The organism is Reyranella sp., from assembly GCF_017305915.1.
GTDB lineage: Bacteria > Pseudomonadota > Alphaproteobacteria > Reyranellales > Reyranellaceae > Reyranella.
The window spans coordinates 25,476-43,380 of record NZ_JAFKJN010000038.1; the positions used below are offsets into that span (position 1 = coordinate 25,476).

A 17,905-nucleotide genomic window follows, 5' to 3' on the forward strand; every position below is an offset into this window, starting at 1 on the left:
ATAGCCATAAATGCCGTAAATCAATTTCGGCATTTCTGGCTATTGGTTCAGCCCTGCAACAGCACCGTATGCTCGGGCGAGAAGCTCAGCGTCACCGGTGCGCCTTCGTCGAGCAGGTTGACCGGCGGGCGGCGCACGATCACCCGGCCGCAGGCGCATTCGACGATGTACTGCACGAAATCGCCGTGGAACATGCGCTGGCGCACCGTGCCGGGGAGCTGGTTGTCGCCGGGCTGCGGGACGAGGTCGATGTAGGCGGTGCGCACCGCCACCTCGTTGCCTGACGTGCCGCCGACGGTCTTCAGGATCGTGCCGCCTTCGGCCTCGAAGGTGCCGGGGCTGGTGACCTTGCCCTTGATCAGGTTGGCCGAGCCCACGAAGTCGGCGACGAAGCGGCTGCTCGGCCTGTTGTAGATCTCTTGCGGCGCGCCGATCTGCTCGATCACGCCGACATTCATCACGATCACCCGGTCGGAGATGGCGAGCGCCTCCTCCTGGTCGTGCGTGACATAGACCGAGGTGATGTCGAGCCGCCGCTGCAGCTCGCGCAATTCCACCCGCATCTCGGCGCGCAGCTTGGCGTCGAGATTGGAGAGCGGCTCGTCGAACAGCACGACGGTCGGCGAGAAGGCGATCGCGCGCGCCAGCGCCACGCGCTGTTGCTGGCCGCCCGACAGCTTCGACGCCCCGCGGTCGGCGAGATGGCGCATCTGCACCAGATCGAGCGCGCGTTCGACGGCAGCCTTGATGTCGGCGGCGCTCTTCTTGCGAACGCGCAGGCCGTAGGCGACGTTGTCGAACACCGTCATGTGAGGCCACACGGCGTAGGACTGGAAGACCATCGACACGCCGCGCTGCTCCGCCGTCACATTGCGGCGCGCCGCGGCGTCGTACATCGCCTGGCCTTCGATGTAGATGCTGCCAGCCGACGGCTGCTCCAGCCCGGCGATGGCGCGCAAGGTCGTGGTCTTGCCGCAGCCCGACGGTCCGAGCAGCGTCAGATGCTCGCCGCTGCCGACGGTGAAGCTGACGCCGTTCACGGCCACGGCGTCGCCGTAGCGCACGACCAGGTCTTTCACTTCGATACGCGTCGTGCTCACGACATCTCCTTGGTCACGCCGCGCGTCAGCCGGAACAGGATCACCAATGCGACCACCACCGTGGCGGTCTGGATCAGCGCCATCGCCGCGGTCAGCTCGGTGCCGCTCGAGGCAAAGGCCGACACGATCGACGGCGCGATCACGCGGGCATCCGGGCCCATCAGGAAGACCGACGTGCCCAGCTCGCGCACGCAGGCCATGAAGATCAGCAGCCAGGCCGCCAGGATGCCCGGCCGCAGCAGCGGCAGGGTCACCGTACGCATCTGGTACGCCCAGCCGGCACCGCAGACGCGGGCGCATTCCTCGAGGCTCTTGTCGATCTGCAGCACCACGCCGGCCAGTGTACGCACGCCGAGCGGCAGCATCACGGTGAGATAGGCGAGCGCCAGCAGCCACAGGGTGCCGTAGATCGGGATCGGGATGTTGAGCCACGCCCACAGGAGCGCGAGGCCGAACACCAGGCGCGGCACGGCCTGCGGGAACATCACCAGGTATTCGATGGCGCCGCTGCCCCTGATGCGCGAGCGGTAGATGATCCAGACCAGCAGAGCCATCAGGATCACGCCGACGGAGGCGACGCCGAAGCCGAGCATCAGGCTGTTGCCGAGCGCGCCGCGGATGGGTCCCAGCGACAGCGCCGTCTGGTAGTTGGCGAGCGTCCATTCGGCCTGGCTCAGGATCACCGTCGCGAAGCGCTGCAGCGAGGTCATGATCAGGGCCGCCAGCGGCAGCACCACGGCCAGCACGACGTAGAGCAGGCAGACGCCGAGCAGCAGCCAGGCGAGCTTGCCCATGTCCATCGGCCGCGGCCGGAACGCCTTGCCGGTGATGGTGGCGTAGCTGCCCTTGTTGATGCGCCAGCGATAGAAGGTGAGCATGGCGAACATCACCACGAACAGCGACAGGCCCATCGCCGAGGCGCGGCCGTAGTCCGGCGGATAGCTGAGCGTCGAATCCCAGATCGCGGTGGTGATGACGTAGATGCGCGCCGGGATGCCGATCACCAGCGCGGCGGCGAACGAGCCCAGCATCTCGGCGAACACGAACAGCGTGGCGCCCAGCACGCCCGGCATCACCAGCGGCAGGGTCACCGTCAGCATGGTGCGAAGCTTGGAGGCGCCCATCACCCGCGCCGATTCCTCGAGCGCGGGGTCCATCGACTTCATCGACGCCGAGATCATGACGAAGGCGACCGTGCCCTCGAACAGCGCCATGATCCAGGCGATGCCGAAATAGCCGTAGACATTGACGATGTCGCCGCTGCCGCCCCACGCCTTCCAGATCTGGTTGACGAAGCCGCTCTTGGGGCCGGCGATCACGCTCCAGGCGAGCGCGCCGACCAGCGGCGTCATGTAATAGGGCAGCTCCATCAGCCGCTCGAGCAGCTCGCGGCCCGGCACGTTGGTGCGGGTCAGGATCCAGGCCAGCGTGAAGCCGATCAGGATCGCCATGATCGTCGCCACCACGGCGATGATCACCGTGTTGAAGAGGACGTTGATGTCCTCGTCGAACATCGCGATGTAGTTCCTGAAACCGTATTCCTGCGGCGGGAAGGCCATCGGATCGCCGACGTTCAGCGACTCCTCGACCAGGAAGACCAGCGGCAGCAGGACGAGGAAGGCGACCACGACGATGACGGCAGCCGACACGACCGGCTGCCAGTTGAAGCGCGGCTTCATGTTCATGTCCCTCTCCCCCGATAGGGGGAGAGGTTAGGAGAGGGGGTTACAGACATCACCTGATGCCCCCTCTCCCCACCTCTCCGCCTAGCGGGGGAGAGGAGTTCGAAGGAGACAGCGACCGTCAAGCTAGCGCCGCCGGGCGCCGACGATGCGGTCCCATTCCTTGGCGAAGCTCGGGCGGTCCTTCTCGAAGGCGTCCCAGTCGGCCGGGATGAGCAGCTTCATCTTGGTGAGCGGTATCGCGCCCGGAGGCGGCGGCACGTCCTCGCGCGGCGAATGCAGCGCCAGCGCCTCGGCCAGCGCCTTCTGGCCGACCGGCGAGAGGAACCAGTCCATGAACAGCTTGGCGGCGTTGGGATGCGGGCCTTCGGCGACGATGCCGTAGGTCTCCGACACCGCCGGCAGGCCCTTCTCCGGGAAGACGAAGCCGATCGGCGCGCCCTTGGCGGTGAACTCGACGGCACCGGAATACTGCGCACCCATGATCACCTTGTCCTGCCCGTCGACCAGGCGGCCGTACTGCTGGACGTAGGAGTCGAAGGCGCGCGGCTTCTGGGCCTCGAACTTCTTGAAGTAGTCGTCGCCCAGGATCGGCTTCAGCATGTACCAGATTCCGTGCTGCAGGCCGGAGTTCGAGACCTTGACGTTGATCGCGTCGTTCCACTTGGGATCGAGCAGGTCTTCCCAGGTCTTCGGCGCCTCGGCCTCCGGCGTGTTCTTGGCGTTGTAGGCGATGCCGCCCATGATCACCGAACCCCAGGTCCAGTAGCCCTCGGGCTTGCTCTTGTACTCCGGCTTGAAGGCGGCCATCTCCGGCGAGATGTACTGCACGAAGCCGTTCTTGCGCTGGAAGTCCAGGATCATGCCCATGTCGGAGATCTGGATGACGTCCACCAGGTACGACTTGGCCTGGCGCTCCGACAGGATCTTGGCGTAGAGCGCGCCCGCCTGCAGGCGGAAGAACTTGGCCTGGATCTTGGGGAAGGTCTTCATGAAGGCGGCGACCAGCTTGGCCTGACCGGCTTCCGGATCGGTCGAGTAGAGCACGATGGCACCCTCGGCCTCGGCCTTCTCGACGTCGGCGCAGGTCTTGAAGCCTTCCATCTGGCGCGGCTTGTCGCACAGCTTGGCGTCCTGGGCCTCGGCCAACCCGGACCATCCCAATGCGCACAGCGCAACACTCGCGACGGCCAGCAGCTTCATTACGCCCTCCCTGTTTTTGATCGCGCGGAGCCTAGATCGATTTGCAGACCTAGCGCAATGTTTCGTGCGATAGGGTCCCCGCATGACGAGACAAATCCTAGCCCTCGCCGGGGGCGTTGGTGGAGCCAAGCTTGCGTTGGGACTCGCAGGCACATTGCCGCACGATGCGCTCACGGTCGCGGTCAACACGGCCGACGACTTCGAGCATCTCGGGCTCAGCATCTGCCCCGATCTCGACACGGTGATGTACACCCTGGCGGGCGTCGCCAATCCCGAGACCGGCTGGGGCCGCCGCGACGAGACCTGGACGGTGATGGAGGCGCTCGGCCAGATCGGCGGCGAGACGTGGTTTCGCCTCGGCGACAAGGACCTCGCCACGCATATCGAGCGCACGCGCCGTCTGCGCGGCGGCGAGAGCCTCTCTTCGGTGATGCGCGACCTGGCCGCGCGCCTCGGCGTGAAGTCCGCGATGGTGCCGATGTCCGACGATCGGGTACGCACAATGGTCACGACCGACCAAGGCGAGCTCGCCTTCCAGGACTGGTTCGTTCGGCTGCGCTGCGAACCGGTCGTGAAGTCGGTGCGTTTCGCCGGCGCGGACAAAGCGAAGGCGCATCCTACTTTGCTCGACACCGCAGACCTCGGCGGCATCGTGGTCTGTCCATCCAATCCCTTCGTCAGTGTCGCGCCGATCCTCGCGGTGCCGGGCGTGCAGGCCGCGCTCGCGAAAACAAGGGCCCCGAAGATCGCCGTCACGCCGATCGTCGGTGGCCAGGCGATCAAAGGGCCTGCCGCGAAGATGCTGGCCGAGCTCGGCCACGACGTCTCCGCGCTCGGCGTCGCGCGCTACTATAAAGAATGGGTCGACGGCTTCATGCTCGATGCTCAGGACGCATCCCTGGCGCGCGACATCGAGGCGCTGGGGCTGAAGGTGAAGGTTGCCGACACCATGATGCGAAACGACGCAGACAAGCGCCGCGTCGCCCGGGACGTGCTCGATTTCGTGGACGACCTCGCAGTGTCTGGGCGACACTCCTGACATGCTCATCGCTGTCGTTCCAATGAAGGCCACGGCCCGTGCCAAGAGCCGCCTGTCCGGTGTGCTCGATCCGGCCGGGCGCGAGGCGCTGGCGCGGCAGATGCTGGAGCATGTGCTGGCGACCCTGCGCGAAGCCGGATTGGCTCAGATCGAGGTCGCCAACGCCGAGCAGGAGCTGAATGCCGACGTCACCTCGGCTGCACGCCGCGTGCAGGACGCGGGCGGCCGCGAGCTGCTGCTGGTCATGGCCGACCTGCCCTATCTCGCCGCATCGGACATCGCGGCGATGGTCGAGGCCGGCCGCACCAGCGACGTTGTGATCGCCGAGGCCAAGGACGGCGGCACCAACGCGTTGCTGCTGCGCCCGCCGACGGTGCTGAAGTTCGCCTTCACCACGGCGCGGCCGAGCGCCTCGTTCCATGCCGACCATGCGCGCAGCGTGGGTATTGAGCCGGCAATGGTTCGCCGTCCGGGCCTTGCGCGCGACATCGATACGCCGGACGATCTGGCCGCCCTCGTTTCCGATCACCCTGCGTACCGGGTCTTCCGCCATGTCGCGTGAATCGCCGCCTGATTTCCTGTCTCGCGATCTCGAGTCGCTGATGCGCGACGCGGCCGCGATCCGCGATGCCGCCTTCGGCGACCGCGTCACCTTCTCCAAGAAGGTGTTCATCCCGCTGACCCATCTCTGCCGCGACACCTGCGGCTACTGCACCTTCGTCCACCCGCCGAAGAAAGGCGAAGCAGCCTACCTCACGCCCGAGCAGGTGCTGGAGATCGCGCGCGCCGGCCAGGCGGCCGGCTGCGCCGAGGCGCTGTTCACCCTGGGCGACAAGCCCGAGCTCAAGTGGAAGCCCGCCGCCGAGGCGCTTCAGGCGATGGGCTACGCGACGACGCTCGACTATCTCGCGGCGATGGGCGCGCTGGTCTTCAAGGAGACCGGCCTGTTGCCGCACTTCAATCCCGGCCTGATGGATGCCGCCGACCTCGCGAAGCTGCGCAAGTCGTCGGTCTCGATGGGCATCATGCTGGAGAGCGCGGCCGAGCGGCTGGGCGAGCGCGGCGGCCCCCACTTCGGCGCGCCCGACAAGGCGCCGGCGCTGCGGCTCGCGACGCTCAAGGCCGCGGGCGAAGCCAAGGTGCCCTTCACCTCGGGCATCCTGATCGGCATCGGCGAGACGCGCGAGGAGCGGATCGAGGCGTTGCTGGCGCTGCGCGACCTGCACGAGCAGCATGGCCATCTGCAGGAAGTCATCATCCAGAATTTCAGGGCCAAACCGGACACGCGGATGGCCAACGCGCCCGAACCGTCGTTCGACGAGCTGCTGTGGACGATCGCCGTCGCGCGGCTGATCTTCCGCGACACGCTGTCGGTGCAGGCGCCGCCCAACCTGCAGGAACCGGGCTACGGCCGGCTGATCGAAGCCGGCATCGACGACTGGGGCGGCGTCTCGCCGGTCACACCCGATCACGTCAATCCCGAGCGCCCGTGGCCGCAGCTCGATGCGCTCGCCAACGAGAGCCTGCGGTACGGCAAGGTGCTGACCGAGCGGCTCGCCGTCTATCCGAGCTACGTCGCCGACAAGGCGTGGATCGATCCGGGCCTGCGCCCGCGCGTGCTGGCGATGAGCGCGGCGAGCGGCCTGCGCCGCGACAACGACTGGAAGCCCGGCCTCGTGATGGCGATGCCGGCCGCCGACATGGCGACGCTGGCGATGCCGGCGCTGCGGCCGAGCACCAGCCTGGCGCCGATCGTCGACCGCGCGGTGCGCGGCGAGGATCTCGGCGAAGGCGACATCGTGCGGCTGTTCGAGGCGCGCGGGCCCGACTTCGCGGCGGTGACGCAAGCCGCCGATGCGCTGCGCAAGCAGGTGGTGGGCGACACCATCTCCTACGCCGTCGTGCGCAACATCAACTACACCAACATCTGCTACTTCCGCTGCGGCTTCTGCGCCTTTTCCAAGGGCAAGCTCGCCGCCAACCTGCGTGGCTCACCCTACGACCTCACCACGCAAGAGATCGTGCGCCGCGCGAAAGAGGCGTGGGACCGCGGCGCCACTGAAGTCTGCATGCAGGGCGGCATCCATCCCGAGTACACAGGCCAGCACTACCTCGATGTCTGCCGCGCCGTGCGCGAGGAGATCCCGGGCATGCATGTCCATGCCTTCTCGCCGCTCGAGGTCTGGCACGGCGCGACGACGCTTGGCCGCACGATCTCCGATTACCTCGCCGAGCTGCGCGATGCGGGCCTCGGCAGCCTGCCCGGTACCGCGGCCGAGGTGCTCGACGACGAAGTGCGCGACATCCTCTGCCCCGACAAGGTCTCGACCGACCAGTGGCTGGACATCATGCGCGCCGCGCACGGCGTCGGCCTGCGCTCGACCGCGACCATCATGTTCGGCCATGTCGACAAGCCGGTGCATTGGGCGCGGCACCTCCTGCGCCTGCGTAACCTGCAGAAAGACACCGACGGCTTCACCGAGCTGGTGCCGCTGCCGTTCGTCGCCGCCGAGGCGCCGATCGCGCTCAAGGGCGCGGCGCGCATGGGCCCGACCTTCCGCGAAGCCGTGCTGATGCATTCGATCGGCCGGCTGGCGCTGCACCCGCACATCCCCAACATCCAGACCTCGTGGGTGAAGATGGGCGTCGAGGGCGCCAAGGTCTGCCTTCAGGCCGGCGCCAACGATCTCGGCGGCACGCTGATGAACGAATCGATCACCCGCGCTGCTGGCGCCGAGCACGGCGAGGAGCTGCCGCCCGACGCGATGGAGCGGCTGATCGCCGATCTCGGCCGATCGCCACGCATCCGCACCACGCTCTACGGCGATGCTGGCCGGGAACGCCATGACGCCGCTCACGCCGCCAAGGCGCTGGCGCCGGTCCAGCTCGAGGTCGCCGAACGCTGGACCGGCTCGTTGACCGAGAGCGAGAAGCGCCGCGTCCTGCCCAAGCCCCGGACGCCCGCCCGGGTGCGCTAGAGGTCCCGATGACCAAGCCCTATCCCGTGACGCACAGCGACGCCGAATGGCGCAAGCTGCTGACGCCCGAGCAGTACTACATCATGCGCGAGCACGGGACGGAGAGGCCCGGGAGCTGCGCTCTGCTCGTGGAGAAGCGGCCGGGCAAGTTCACCTGCGCCGGCTGCGGCACGACGCTGTTCGAGGGGAAGCGCAAGTTCGAGAGCGGCACGGGCTGGCCGAGCTTCGACGAGCCGGTCGCCGGCAGCGTCGAGACGTCGTCCGATGACAGCCTCGGCATGGAGCGGACCGAAGTCCACTGCGCCACCTGCGGCAGCCATCTCGGGCACGTCTTCGACGACGGCCCGCCGCCCACCCATCAGCGCTATTGCATCAACGGCGTCGCGATGAATTTCAAGGCCGACGAAGGCAAATAGACCTTCCTCCCCATTCATATGGGGAGGTGTCGGCGTCTCACGCCGACGGAGGGGTCATGAGCGGCAACACGACTGCGGCTCATGACCCCTCCGCCCCCGGCTACGGGGGCACCTCCCCTTGTCGGAACCCGCAAAGGGGAGGAAGTGACTGCTTAGCCCGGCATGCCGCCGACCGCACGGGAGATGCGCTGGGCGGCGGCGACCACGTGCGGCGTGATGCTCTGCAGCGTGACCGCCGAATCGAGATACTTCGGGAACGCCACGCTCAGCGCCGCCAGCACCTTGCCGTTGCGATCGAGAATCGGCGCGCCGACCGACAGCACGCCGCGAATATTCTCCTCGCTCACCGTGGCAAAGCCCTGCTTGCGCACCCGGGCGAGGCCCGCGATCACCGCCGCTGCATCGGTCACGGTGTGCGGCGTGATCGCCGCCAGCTTGCCGTGACCCAGCAGCTTGCGCGCCTCGGGATCGCTCAGCGACGACAGCAGCACCTTGCCGGCCGCAGTGCTGTGCAAGGGCATCTCGCTGCCCGGCGCCACCTTGATCGCGACCGGGCCCTCAGCCTGGACCGCCAGCAGGTAGACCGCGCGGCCGTCATGCAGCACCGAGACGAAACCGTTGAGGCTATGGCCGCGCGCCAACCGTTCGAGCTCACGGCGCGCGGCGCCGATGTAGTCGGCGCCGGCGCCGCTCGAGTTGGCGCCGAGCGCCAGCGCCCGATAGCCGAGCCGGTAGCGCGCGTTCTCGGCGTTCCTGTCGACATAGCCGCGCTTGGCGAGCGAGGTCACCATGCGCTGCACGATGGTCGGGCTGAGGTCGAGCCGGCGCGCGATCTCGCGCACGCCGATGTCGGCGCCCTCCGCCTCGACGACCTCGAGCACGTCGAGGCCGCGTTCGAGCGATTGCGATCCCGCGGCAGCTTTGACGGGGCGCGACATCGCCGGCGCTACTTGACCTCGACCAGCTCGGCCAGCGTCACCTTCTTGTTCAGCACGGTATGCAGCGCCACCCAGTGGCCGGCCTGGTTGTACTCGTCGAACCTCACGGTCTTGCCCATCACGTTGGTGAAAGACATCGCCTTGATCGCGTCCTTGATCTTGGTGCCGTCGGTGCTGCCCGCGTCCTTGATCGCCTGCGCCAGCACGCGGATGCAGTCGTAGCCCGCCCAGGTCTGCAGGTAGGGCTCGGCCTTGTGCTTGACCTTGATCTTCTCGGCGAAGGCGTGGTTCTGCGGCGAATCGGCGAGCGCGCTGTACTGCCAGGCGCTGACCGACTTCTCGAGGCCGCCGGCCTCGATGATCGGCTGGTTGCGGCCGCCGAGCTCGATGCGGCCGGTGAACGGGATGCGCACGCCGACCTGCATCGCCTGGCGCAGGAAGTTGAGCGAATCGCCGCCGAGCTGGAAGGTTGCGATGGCGTCCGGCCGGCGCTGCTGCAGGCGGGTCAGGATCGACGTGAAGTCGGGCGCGTTCTGCGGATGGATGTCGGTCGACACCACCTCGAGGCCGGCCTTCGGGACGACGATCGACTTGAAGGCATCGGCGCCGCCGCGGCCGAAGTCGGAATCCTCGGCGACGATCGCCACCGTCTTGAACGGCTTCTTGCTGGCGAGATAGATGCCGAGCGCCTGCATCATGCCGGCATCGGATGCCGAGATGCGGAAGGCGTAGTCGTTGCCGCCCTTGCCCGACAGCGTCGTGATCTGCGGGTTGGAGGCGATGCCGGTGATCATCGGAATCTTGGCGTCCTGGATGATCTTCATGCTGGCGAGATGGGCCGAGCTGCAGTGCGAGCCCTCGATCGCGACGACCTTGGCCTCCACCAGCTTGTTGGCGGCGTTGACCGCCTCCGAGGGATTGCACTTGTTGTCGACCACCATGATCTCGAGCTTGCGGCCGAGCACGCCGCCCGCGGCGTTGATCTCCTCGACCGCGAGATTGACGCCCCACAGCTCCCATTCGGCGGCGGTCGCCGCCGGGCCGGTCTGCGCCGTCGACACGCCGATCACGATCGGTCCCTGCTGGGCCATCGCCGGATTGGCAAGCGAAACGGCGGCCAACGCCATCCAAAGCCTGGTCCTCATCGCAAAATCTCCCTTCGTCCCCATCCGAAAGCGCGTGCCGATAATAGGCACGGCGTTTCGATGACTTGCACGTTCGCAAGAAGCTTGATTATCTGTCAACGATTTCTGGGGTTCGGGACTGGTCCGGTAATTGCAATGCGTCGCGCGTCATGACCATCGATGCGGTTTACCTGCTTCAGCTCACGCTGAACGGCATCGCGCTCGGCCTGCTCTATGCGCTGATCGCGGTCGGCCTGTCTCTGATCTTCGGCGTCATGGAGATCATCAACTTCGCCCACGGCGAGCTCCTCATGCTCGGCGCCTTCGCCATGTGCTTCGCGCTGCCGGTGATGGGCCTGCTCTATTGGCCGGCGATGGCGACGGCGATCGTCGCCACCATGCTGGCCGGCTTCGTGATCTACGAGGGGCTGCTGGTGCGGCTGAAGCCCGACGAGTTCGAGCGCAGCATCCTGATTACGCTGGGGCTGTCGATCATCATCATCCACGTGATGCAGTACCTCTTCACCGCGACGCCGCGCATGGTCGATTCGCAGTACGGCTTCGACGGCGTCGAGATCGGCGCGATCCGCATCACCTGGACGCGGGTGATCGGCGCCGCTGCCGCGGTCGCGGCCTTCGCCGGCCTCTACCTCGTGCTGCGCTACACCCAGTTCGGCCGCGCCATGCGGGCGATCGCCCAGAACCGCGACGCCGCGCTGATGGTCGGCATCCGCCCGCGCGTCGTGGCGCGCAACGCGGTGATCCTCGCCGCCGGCCTGTGCGGCCTCGCCGGGGCCGCGATCTCGCCCATTCAGCTGGTCACGCCCTACATGGGCCAGTTCCTGATCTTCAAGGCGTTCGCTCTCGTCATCATCGGCGGGCTGGGCAACATCCCCGGCGCCGTGGTGGCGGCGATCGGCCTCGGCCTGGTCGAGAGCTGGATCGGCGGCTTCTTCGAGATCGCCTGGCAGGAAGCCGCGGTGTTCGTGATCATGATCGCGGTGCTGTTCCTGCGCCCCGATGGCCTCTTCAAGCGCGGCGGGATGCGGGTGGGATGAAGGCTGTCGGATGAAGCTCCTCCTCGCGCTGCTCGGCGCGCTGGCCTTCGCCGCGCTGCCGCTCGTCACGTCGTCCAACTACATCATCGGTGTCGGCATTTCGGCGCTGATCTTCACGGTCGCCGCCGCCGCGCTGAACCTGGTCTACGGCTTCACCGGGCTGCTGTCGTTCGCGCAGCTCGGCTTCTGGGGCATCGGCGGCTATGCCACGACGCTCACCGTGATGACGTTCGGCGGCAATTTCTGGCTGGGCGTGGTCTACGCCGCGCTGCTGAACGCCGCGCTGGCGCTGGTGATCGGCTATCCGATCCTGCGCACCAACCGCCATGCCTTCGTGATCTCGACCTTGACCTTCGCGCTCCTGGTGGCGCTGATCGCGCGCGATTGGGTAACGCTGACCCGCGGGCCGCTCGGCATTCCCAACATCCCGCGGCCGCAGGCCTTCGGCTTCGCCTTCGAAACCACGCCGAGCTTCTACTGGGTGGCCTGGGCCTTCTCGGTGGCGACGATTGGCTTCCTCTATGCGCTGTGCAGCTCGCGCATCGGCCGCACCCTGATCGCCATCAAGCAGAACGAGCCGCTGGTGCGCGCCCAGGGCATCTCGCCGATGCCCTACAAGCTCGCCTCGTTCGCGATCGGCGCCGCCATCACCGGCGCCGCGGGCGGCGTCTTCGCTTTCCATCTGCGCGTCATCGATCCGGGCTTCCTCGACTTCTATTACATGCAGACCTTCCTGATCATCGTGATCATCGGCGGCGCCGGCAGCTTCTGGGGCGTGATTGCGGCCGGCATCGCCCTGTCGGCGCTGCCCGAGGCGCTGCGCTTCTCCGCCGACTTCCGCATGATCATCTATGGCGTGATCCTGGTGGCGGCGATGTTCGTCATGCCGACCGGCGTCGCCGGCTGGCTGCGCGAACGCAAGATCGCGCGCATGCGCCAGGCTCTGCAATGACCGCGCTCCTGTCCGTGAGCGACCTGCGCAAAGCCTACTCGGGCGTCCATGCGCTCGACAGCGTCTCGTTCGAGGTCGCGGCCGGCAGCATCACCGGCCTGATCGGCCCCAACGGCTCGGGCAAGAGTACGGCGATCGACTGCATCTCGGGCTTCCAGAAGCTCGACGGCGGCAAGGTCGTGCTGGCCGGCACCGACATCACCGGCAAGCCCGCCCACCTGATCGCGCGCGCCGGCCTGATGCGCACCTTCCAGACCGTGCGCATCTACGAGCGGCTCTCGCTGCGCGACAATCTCGCGATCGCCGCGCAGCAGTTCGACCAAGCCACCTGGATCGACGAATTCTTCCGCACCCGCCGTTATCGCGACGCCGTCGAGCAGTCCGAGCAGCGCGCGGCCGAGCTGGTCGACCTGATCGGCTTGCGCAAATACTACGAGATCGAGACCGGCATCCTGTCCTACGGCCAGAAAAAGCTGGTGGCGCTCGCCGCCGCGCTGATGCCGCATCCCAGGATCGTCGTGCTCGACGAGCCGGTGGCCGGCGTCAATCCCTCCCGCATCCGCGAGATCGAGGTGGCGCTGCAGCAGCTCAACCGGGCCGGCGAGACCTTCCTGATCGTCGAGCACAATGTCGAGTTCATCACCAACCTCTGCCATCAGGTGATCGTGCTCGAGCAGGGCCGCAAGCTGACCGAGGGCACCGCCGCCGCGATCCACACCGATGCGCGGGTGCTCGAAGCCTATCTCGGCATGACGCCGGAGATGGCCGAGGCCGAGATGCGGGGCGCGGCATGAGCACGGCGCTCGACCTCGTCTCCGTGACCGCCGGCTACGGCGACAATCCGATCGTGCGCGAGTTCTCGACGACGCTCGACACCGGCACCATCACGACGCTGATCGGCGGCAACGGTGCCGGCAAGTCGACGCTGCTGCGGGCGATCTACGGCACCAACCGCTTTTTCAGCGGCGAGATCGTGTTCAAGGGCGAGCGGGTCGAGCGGCTGCCGCCCTGGGAACGACTCAAGCGGGGCGTGGGCTTCGTGCCGCAAGGCCGCTGCAACTTTCCCGCCATGAGCGTGGAAGAGAATCTCAAGATGGGTTGCTACACCCTCACCGGGGGCAAGCACGAGCCGGCGATCGCGCGCGTCATCGGCCTGTTCCCGATGCTGCGCCAGAAGTGGCTTACCGAGGCCGGCAACCTGTCGGGCGGCGAGCAGCAGATCCTGGAGATGGCGATGGTCCTGCTGCTCGAGCCCAGCCTGCTGCTGCTCGACGAGCCTTCGTTGGGCCTGTCGCCGCGCATGCAGGGCGACGTCTTCACCACCGTGCAGCAGATCGCGGCGACCGGCGTCACGGTCCTTGTCGTAGAGCAAAACGTGCGCGGAGCGCTCTTGATCTCCGACCGCGCGCTGGTCATGGAACAGGGGCGGAAATTCATGGAAGGCCCGGCGGCCGAGGTGCGGACCGATCCGCGCATCCGCCAGGCCTATCTGGGCGGAAACATCCAGCAATCAGCGGCATAGAGAGTGGTCATGGAAAAAGCACGTTTGGCAGTCGATATCGGCGGCACCTTCACCGACCTGTGTCTGGAGTGGAACGGCAAGCGGACCAGCACCAAGGTGCTGACCACGCCGCGCGCGCCCGAGGAAGGCGTGCTGACCGGCCTGGACGAGATCGTGAAGCTGTCGGGCCTGAAGCCCGCCGACCTCGGCATCATCATCCACGGCACGACGCTCGCCACCAACGCCATCATCGAGCGCAAGGGCGCCCGGACGGCGCTGATCGTCACCGAGGGCTTTCGCGATTCGATCGAGATCGCCTTCGAGCATCGCTTCGAGCAGTACGACATCTTCATGGTCAAGCCGTCGCCGCTGGTGCCGCGCGACCTGCGCTTCGGCATCCCCGAGCGCATGGACGGCCGCGGCAACGTGCTGCTGCCGCTCGACGAGAGCGCCGTGAAGGCGCTGGCGCCCAAGCTCAAGGCCGCCAGGATCGAGGCGATCGCCATCGGCTACATGCACGCCTATCTCGACGGCAAGCACGAGCGGCGGACGCGCGACATCCTGGCCGAGACGCTGCCCGGCGTGTCGATCTCGCTGTCGAGCGAGGTCTCGCCCGAGATCCGCGAGTACGAGCGCTGGTCGACGGCGGTCGCCAACGCCTATGTGCAGCCGGTGATGGACCGCTATCTCGGCCGGCTCGACGCGGCGCTGCGCCAGCGCGGCGTCGCCTGCCCCCTGTTCATGATCACCTCGGGCGGCGGCCTGGCGGCGCTCGAGACCGCGCGCAAATTCCCGATCCGCCTGGTCGAATCCGGCCCGGCCGGCGGCGCGATCCTGGCGGCGGCGCTCGCCCGCCAGTGCGGCCTCGACAAGGTCCTGTCGTTCGACATGGGCGGCACCACCGCCAAGATCTGCCTGATCGACAACGGCGAGCCGCAGCATTCGCGCACCTTCGAGGTCGCGCGCCAGTACCGCTTCCTCAAGGGCTCGGGCCTGCCGCTGCGCATCCCGGTGATCGAGATGGTCGAGATCGGCGCCGGCGGCGGATCGATCGCCCATGTCGATTCGCTCTCCCGCATCAATGTCGGTCCCGAGAGCGCCGGCGCCGAGCCCGGCCCCGCGAGCTACGGCCGCGGCGGCACCGAGCCGACCGTGACCGACGCCGACGTCGTGCTGGGCCGGCTCGATCCCGGCTACTTCGCCGGCGGCACGATCAAGCTCTCGCCCGACAAGGCCGGCGAAGCGGTCGACAAGGCGGTCGGATCGGCGCTGCAGCTCAAGCGCCTCGATGCCGCCTTCGGCGTCAGCGAGATCGTCGAGGAGAACATGGCCAACGCCGCCCGCGTCCATGCCGTCGAGCGCGGCAAGGAGCTGCAGGACCGCACCATGATCGCCTTCGGCGGCGCCGCCCCCATCCATGCCGCGCGGCTGGCCGAGAAGCTCGGCATCAGCCGCGTCATGGTGCCGTCGGGCGCGGGCGTCGGCTCGGCCGTCGGCTTCCTGATGGCACCGGTCGCCTACGAGGTGGTGCGCAGCCGCTACGTGCAGCTCGACGCCGACAAGTTCGATCCGGCGTTCGTCAACACGCTGTTCGCCGAGATGCGCGCCGAGGCCGAGGCGGTCGTGAAGGCCGGCGCGCCGACCGCCAAGCTGGTGGCGACCCGCACTGCCGACATGCGCTATCGTGGCCAGGGCCACGAGATCACCGTCAACCTGCCCGACGGCGACTTCACGACCGCATCGCGCGAGACGCTGATCAAGCTCTACGAGGACGGCTACGCCGCGACCTTCGGCCGGACCATCCCGGGCCTCAGCGTCGAGATCATGAACTGGACGCTGCGGCTCGCCGCCGAGCAGCCGCCGATGCCCAAGACGCCGCCGCAGCCGGCCGACCTGCCGGCCAAGGCGCGCGGCAAGCGCTCGGTCTACGACCCCGCCGATCAGGACATGAAGGAGGTGTCGGTCTATCATCGCGCCGACCTTCAGGTCGGCAGCCACATTCCCGGCCCGGCGATCATCGCCGAGGACGAGACCACGACCATCGTGCCGAGGAGCTTCGCCGCGCGGCTGAGCCCGATCGGCGCCATCCTGTTGGAAAAGGTGGGACCATGAGCATCAACGATCCTCTGTCGCCGATTCGCCTGCAGTTGATGTGGGACCGCCTGATCGCGGTCGTCGAGGAGCAGGCGCTGGCGCTGATGCGCACCGGCTTCTCGACCTCGACCCGCGAGGCCGGTGACCTCTCCGCCGGCGTGTTCGACCTCGACGGCGCGATGCTGGCGCAGGCCGTGACCGGCACACCGGGCCACATCAACTCGATGGCCCGCGCGGTCTACCACTTCCTCGACCGCTTCCCGGCCCACACCATGAAGGAAGGCGACATCTACCTGACCAACGACCCGTGGAAGGGCACCGGCCATCTGCACGACTTCACCTTCGTCACGCCGACCTTCCGGCGCGGCAAGATGGTCGCGCTGTTCGCCTCGACCTGCCACGTCGTCGATATCGGCGGCCGCGGCATGGGCGTCGATGCCCGCCAGGTCTACGAGGAAGGGCTGTACGTCCCGCTGATGCACTTCGCGCGCGAAGGCGTGGTCGACCGGACGCTGACCGACATCGTCGCCGCCAACGTGCGCGAGCCGGTCCAGGTGGTGGGCGACCTCTACTCGCTGGCGACCTGCAACGAGATCGGCTGCCGCCGCCTGATCGAGATGATGGACGAGTTCGCCATCGACGACCTCGATCGCCTGGGCACGCACATCCTCGAGAAGTCCAAGCAGGCCTCGCTCGAGCAGATCCGCAAGATCAAGCCCGGCGAGTACAAGTTCTCGATGCGGGTCGACGGCTACGACAAGCCGATCGACCTGGTCGCCACCATGAAGATCGGCGCCGACGGCATCGACGTCGATTTCGGCGGCACCTCGGGCGTGTCGGCACACGGCATCAACGTGCCGATCTGCTACACCGAGGCCTATGCCAGCTTCGGCGTGAAGTGCATCGTGGCGCCCAAGGTGCCGAATAACGAGGGCTCGCTGGAGGTGATCCGCATCACCGCGCCGGAGGGCTGCATCCTGAACGCCAAGCATCCGGCGCCGGTCGCCGGTCGCCACGTCACCGGCCAGATGCTGCCGGACGTGATGTTCGGCTGCCTGCACCAGGCGCTCGCGGGCGGCGTGCCGGCCGAGGGCGCCTCGTGCCTGTGGAACCTGTCGGCACTAGGCGGCCCGGGCCGGGCCGACGGCGATCCGGCCGAAACGGTCAACGCCAAGGTCTTCACCATCATGAGCTTCCATGCCGGCGGCACCGGCGCGCGGCCGGGCAAGGACGGGCTGTCGGCCACCGCCTTCCCGAGCGGCGTGCGCAACGTGCCGATCGAGGTCAACGAGACGATCTCGCCGATCGTGGTGTGGAAGAAGGAGTACCGCCAGGATTCCGGCGGCGCCGGCGAGTTCCGCGGCGGCCTCGGCCAGATCATGGAGGTCGGCACGCTCGACGACGCGCCGTTCGCCATCTCGGCCTACTACGACCGCATCGACCATCCGCCGCGCGGTCGCGACGGCGGCCAGAACGGCATGGCCGGCCGGGTGGCGCTCGACTCGGGCACCAAGCTGCGCGGCATGGGCCAGCAGACCGTGCCGAAGAACGACCGGCTGATCATCTCGATGCCGGGCGGCGGCGGCCTGGGCAATCCGCGCCGGCGCGCGATAGCGGCGGTGGCCGACGACGTGCGCCAGGGCTTCATCTCAGCCGAGTCGGCGCGGCGCGACTACGGAGTCGCGGTCAACGACGACGGCTCGGTCGACCAGGCGGAGACGACCAAGCTGCGCGCCATTGCGGCGGAGTAGATCCTGTCGTCCTGAGCGCAGCGAAGGACCTGGCGACGCAACAGCGCGCTGTTGAAGCCGTAAGTCCTT

General features: G+C 67.7%; 15 protein-coding genes. 10 read left to right on the forward strand and 5 right to left on the reverse strand.

All coding sequences use genetic code 11. The annotated features are described in order from the left end of the window. Positions 1–47: 47 nt before the first annotated feature. The 3 genes from J0J01_RS29590 to J0J01_RS29600 all read right to left on the reverse strand — a co-directional run bounded on the left by J0J01_RS29590 (position 48) and on the right by J0J01_RS29600 (position 3,985). Positions 48–1,100, reverse strand: coding sequence for an ABC transporter ATP-binding protein (locus tag J0J01_RS29590; protein WP_296387223.1), 1,053 nt, complete (start codon positions 1,098–1,100; stop codon positions 48–50). Further along, positions 1,097–2,785 (reverse strand): iron ABC transporter permease, encoded by a 1,689-nt coding sequence (locus tag J0J01_RS29595; RefSeq protein ID WP_296387224.1) that lies wholly within the window; start codon positions 2,783–2,785, stop codon positions 1,097–1,099. Before J0J01_RS29595 ends, J0J01_RS29590 begins: the two co-directional genes overlap by 4 nt. Positions 2,786–2,908: 123 nt before the next feature. Then, positions 2,909–3,985 carry an extracellular solute-binding protein gene (locus tag J0J01_RS29600; protein ID WP_296387225.1) on the reverse strand — a complete coding sequence of 359 codons (1,077 nt, stop codon included), beginning with the start codon at positions 3,983–3,985 and terminating at the stop codon, positions 2,909–2,911. Between the two features lie 82 nt (positions 3,986–4,067). Between J0J01_RS29600 and cofD the strand changes: the two genes are divergently transcribed. Genes cofD through msrB form a run of 4 tightly spaced genes read left to right on the forward strand, consistent with a single transcriptional unit; the run spans position 4,068 to position 8,418 of the window. Further along, a complete protein-coding gene (gene cofD, locus J0J01_RS29605; RefSeq protein WP_296387226.1) occupies positions 4,068–5,024 on the forward strand; it encodes a 2-phospho-L-lactate transferase in 957 nt (318 codons plus the stop codon). A 1-nt stretch (position 5,025) separates the two neighbouring features. Then, on the forward strand, positions 5,026–5,586 hold the full coding sequence (locus J0J01_RS29610) for a DUF2064 domain-containing protein (protein ID WP_296387227.1): 561 nt from the start codon (positions 5,026–5,028) through the stop codon (positions 5,584–5,586). Between the two features lie 40 nt (positions 5,587–5,626). Then, positions 5,627–8,002, forward strand: coding sequence for a 5-amino-6-(D-ribitylamino)uracil--L-tyrosine 4-hydroxyphenyl transferase CofH (cofH, locus tag J0J01_RS29615; RefSeq protein WP_365738762.1), 2,376 nt, complete (start codon positions 5,627–5,629; stop codon positions 8,000–8,002). A gap of 8 nt (positions 8,003–8,010) precedes the next feature. Then, positions 8,011–8,418, forward strand: coding sequence for a peptide-methionine (R)-S-oxide reductase MsrB (msrB, locus tag J0J01_RS29620; protein WP_296387228.1), 408 nt, complete (start codon positions 8,011–8,013; stop codon positions 8,416–8,418). A gap of 152 nt (positions 8,419–8,570) precedes the next feature. Here the strand turns inward: msrB and J0J01_RS29625 are convergent, their stop codons facing one another. Both J0J01_RS29625 and J0J01_RS29630 read right to left on the reverse strand, forming a co-directional pair. Then, entirely contained in the window at positions 8,571–9,356 is a 786-nt protein-coding gene (locus J0J01_RS29625) for an IclR family transcriptional regulator (RefSeq protein ID WP_296387229.1), read from the reverse strand. A gap of 8 nt (positions 9,357–9,364) precedes the next feature. Next, positions 9,365–10,501, reverse strand: a complete 1,137-nt coding sequence (locus J0J01_RS29630) for an ABC transporter substrate-binding protein (RefSeq protein WP_296387230.1) — start codon at positions 10,499–10,501, stop codon at positions 9,365–9,367. A 149-nt stretch (positions 10,502–10,650) separates the two neighbouring features. Between J0J01_RS29630 and J0J01_RS29635 the strand changes: the two genes are divergently transcribed. Genes J0J01_RS29635 through J0J01_RS29660 form a run of 6 tightly spaced genes read left to right on the forward strand, consistent with a single transcriptional unit; the run spans position 10,651 to position 17,836 of the window. Beyond that, positions 10,651–11,538, forward strand: coding sequence for a branched-chain amino acid ABC transporter permease (locus J0J01_RS29635; RefSeq protein ID WP_296387231.1), 888 nt, complete (start codon positions 10,651–10,653; stop codon positions 11,536–11,538). 10 nt (positions 11,539–11,548) lie between these two features. Beyond that, positions 11,549–12,490 carry a branched-chain amino acid ABC transporter permease gene (locus J0J01_RS29640; protein WP_296387232.1) on the forward strand — a complete coding sequence of 314 codons (942 nt, stop codon included), beginning with the start codon at positions 11,549–11,551 and terminating at the stop codon, positions 12,488–12,490. Then, on the forward strand, positions 12,487–13,284 hold the full coding sequence (locus J0J01_RS29645; RefSeq protein ID WP_296387233.1) for an ABC transporter ATP-binding protein: 798 nt from the start codon (positions 12,487–12,489) through the stop codon (positions 13,282–13,284). The genes J0J01_RS29640 and J0J01_RS29645 overlap by 4 nt, the downstream gene beginning before the upstream one ends. Beyond that, positions 13,281–14,012, forward strand: a complete 732-nt coding sequence (locus tag J0J01_RS29650; RefSeq protein ID WP_296387234.1) for an ABC transporter ATP-binding protein — start codon at positions 13,281–13,283, stop codon at positions 14,010–14,012. Before J0J01_RS29645 ends, J0J01_RS29650 begins: the two co-directional genes overlap by 4 nt. Before the next feature lie 9 nt (positions 14,013–14,021). Next, on the forward strand, positions 14,022–16,103 hold the full coding sequence (locus J0J01_RS29655) for a hydantoinase/oxoprolinase family protein (RefSeq protein WP_296387235.1): 2,082 nt from the start codon (positions 14,022–14,024) through the stop codon (positions 16,101–16,103). Further along, positions 16,100–17,836 carry a hydantoinase B/oxoprolinase family protein gene (locus J0J01_RS29660; RefSeq protein ID WP_296387236.1) on the forward strand — a complete coding sequence of 579 codons (1,737 nt, stop codon included), beginning with the start codon at positions 16,100–16,102 and terminating at the stop codon, positions 17,834–17,836. Before J0J01_RS29655 ends, J0J01_RS29660 begins: the two co-directional genes overlap by 4 nt. Positions 17,837–17,905: the final 69 nt, after the last annotated feature.

Excerpts from the sequence above, each read along its gene's own strand:
- J0J01_RS29660 (WP_296387236.1), top strand. The coding sequence starts at position 16,100 with ATGAGCATCAACGATCCTCTGTCGCCGATTCGCCTGCAGTTGATGTGG.
- cofD (WP_296387226.1), top strand. The coding sequence starts at position 4,068 with ATGACGAGACAAATCCTAGCCCTCGCCGGGGGCGTTGGTGGAGCCAAG.
- J0J01_RS29630 (WP_296387230.1), bottom strand. The coding sequence starts at position 10,501 with ATGAGGACCAGGCTTTGGATGGCGTTGGCCGCCGTTTCGCTTGCCAAT.
- J0J01_RS29645 (WP_296387233.1), top strand. The coding sequence starts at position 12,487 with ATGACCGCGCTCCTGTCCGTGAGCGACCTGCGCAAAGCCTACTCGGGC.
- J0J01_RS29595 (WP_296387224.1), bottom strand. The coding sequence starts at position 2,785 with ATGAACATGAAGCCGCGCTTCAACTGGCAGCCGGTCGTGTCGGCTGCC.
- J0J01_RS29640 (WP_296387232.1), top strand. The coding sequence starts at position 11,549 with ATGAAGCTCCTCCTCGCGCTGCTCGGCGCGCTGGCCTTCGCCGCGCTG.
- J0J01_RS29650 (WP_296387234.1), top strand. The coding sequence starts at position 13,281 with ATGAGCACGGCGCTCGACCTCGTCTCCGTGACCGCCGGCTACGGCGAC.
- cofH (WP_365738762.1), top strand. The coding sequence starts at position 5,627 with ATGCGCGACGCGGCCGCGATCCGCGATGCCGCCTTCGGCGACCGCGTC.
- msrB (WP_296387228.1), top strand. The coding sequence starts at position 8,011 with ATGACCAAGCCCTATCCCGTGACGCACAGCGACGCCGAATGGCGCAAG.
- J0J01_RS29635 (WP_296387231.1), top strand. The coding sequence starts at position 10,651 with ATGACCATCGATGCGGTTTACCTGCTTCAGCTCACGCTGAACGGCATC.
- J0J01_RS29610 (WP_296387227.1), top strand. The coding sequence starts at position 5,026 with ATGCTCATCGCTGTCGTTCCAATGAAGGCCACGGCCCGTGCCAAGAGC.
- J0J01_RS29625 (WP_296387229.1), bottom strand. The coding sequence starts at position 9,356 with ATGTCGCGCCCCGTCAAAGCTGCCGCGGGATCGCAATCGCTCGAACGC.
- J0J01_RS29600 (WP_296387225.1), bottom strand. The coding sequence starts at position 3,985 with ATGAAGCTGCTGGCCGTCGCGAGTGTTGCGCTGTGCGCATTGGGATGG.
- J0J01_RS29655 (WP_296387235.1), top strand. The coding sequence starts at position 14,022 with ATGGAAAAAGCACGTTTGGCAGTCGATATCGGCGGCACCTTCACCGAC.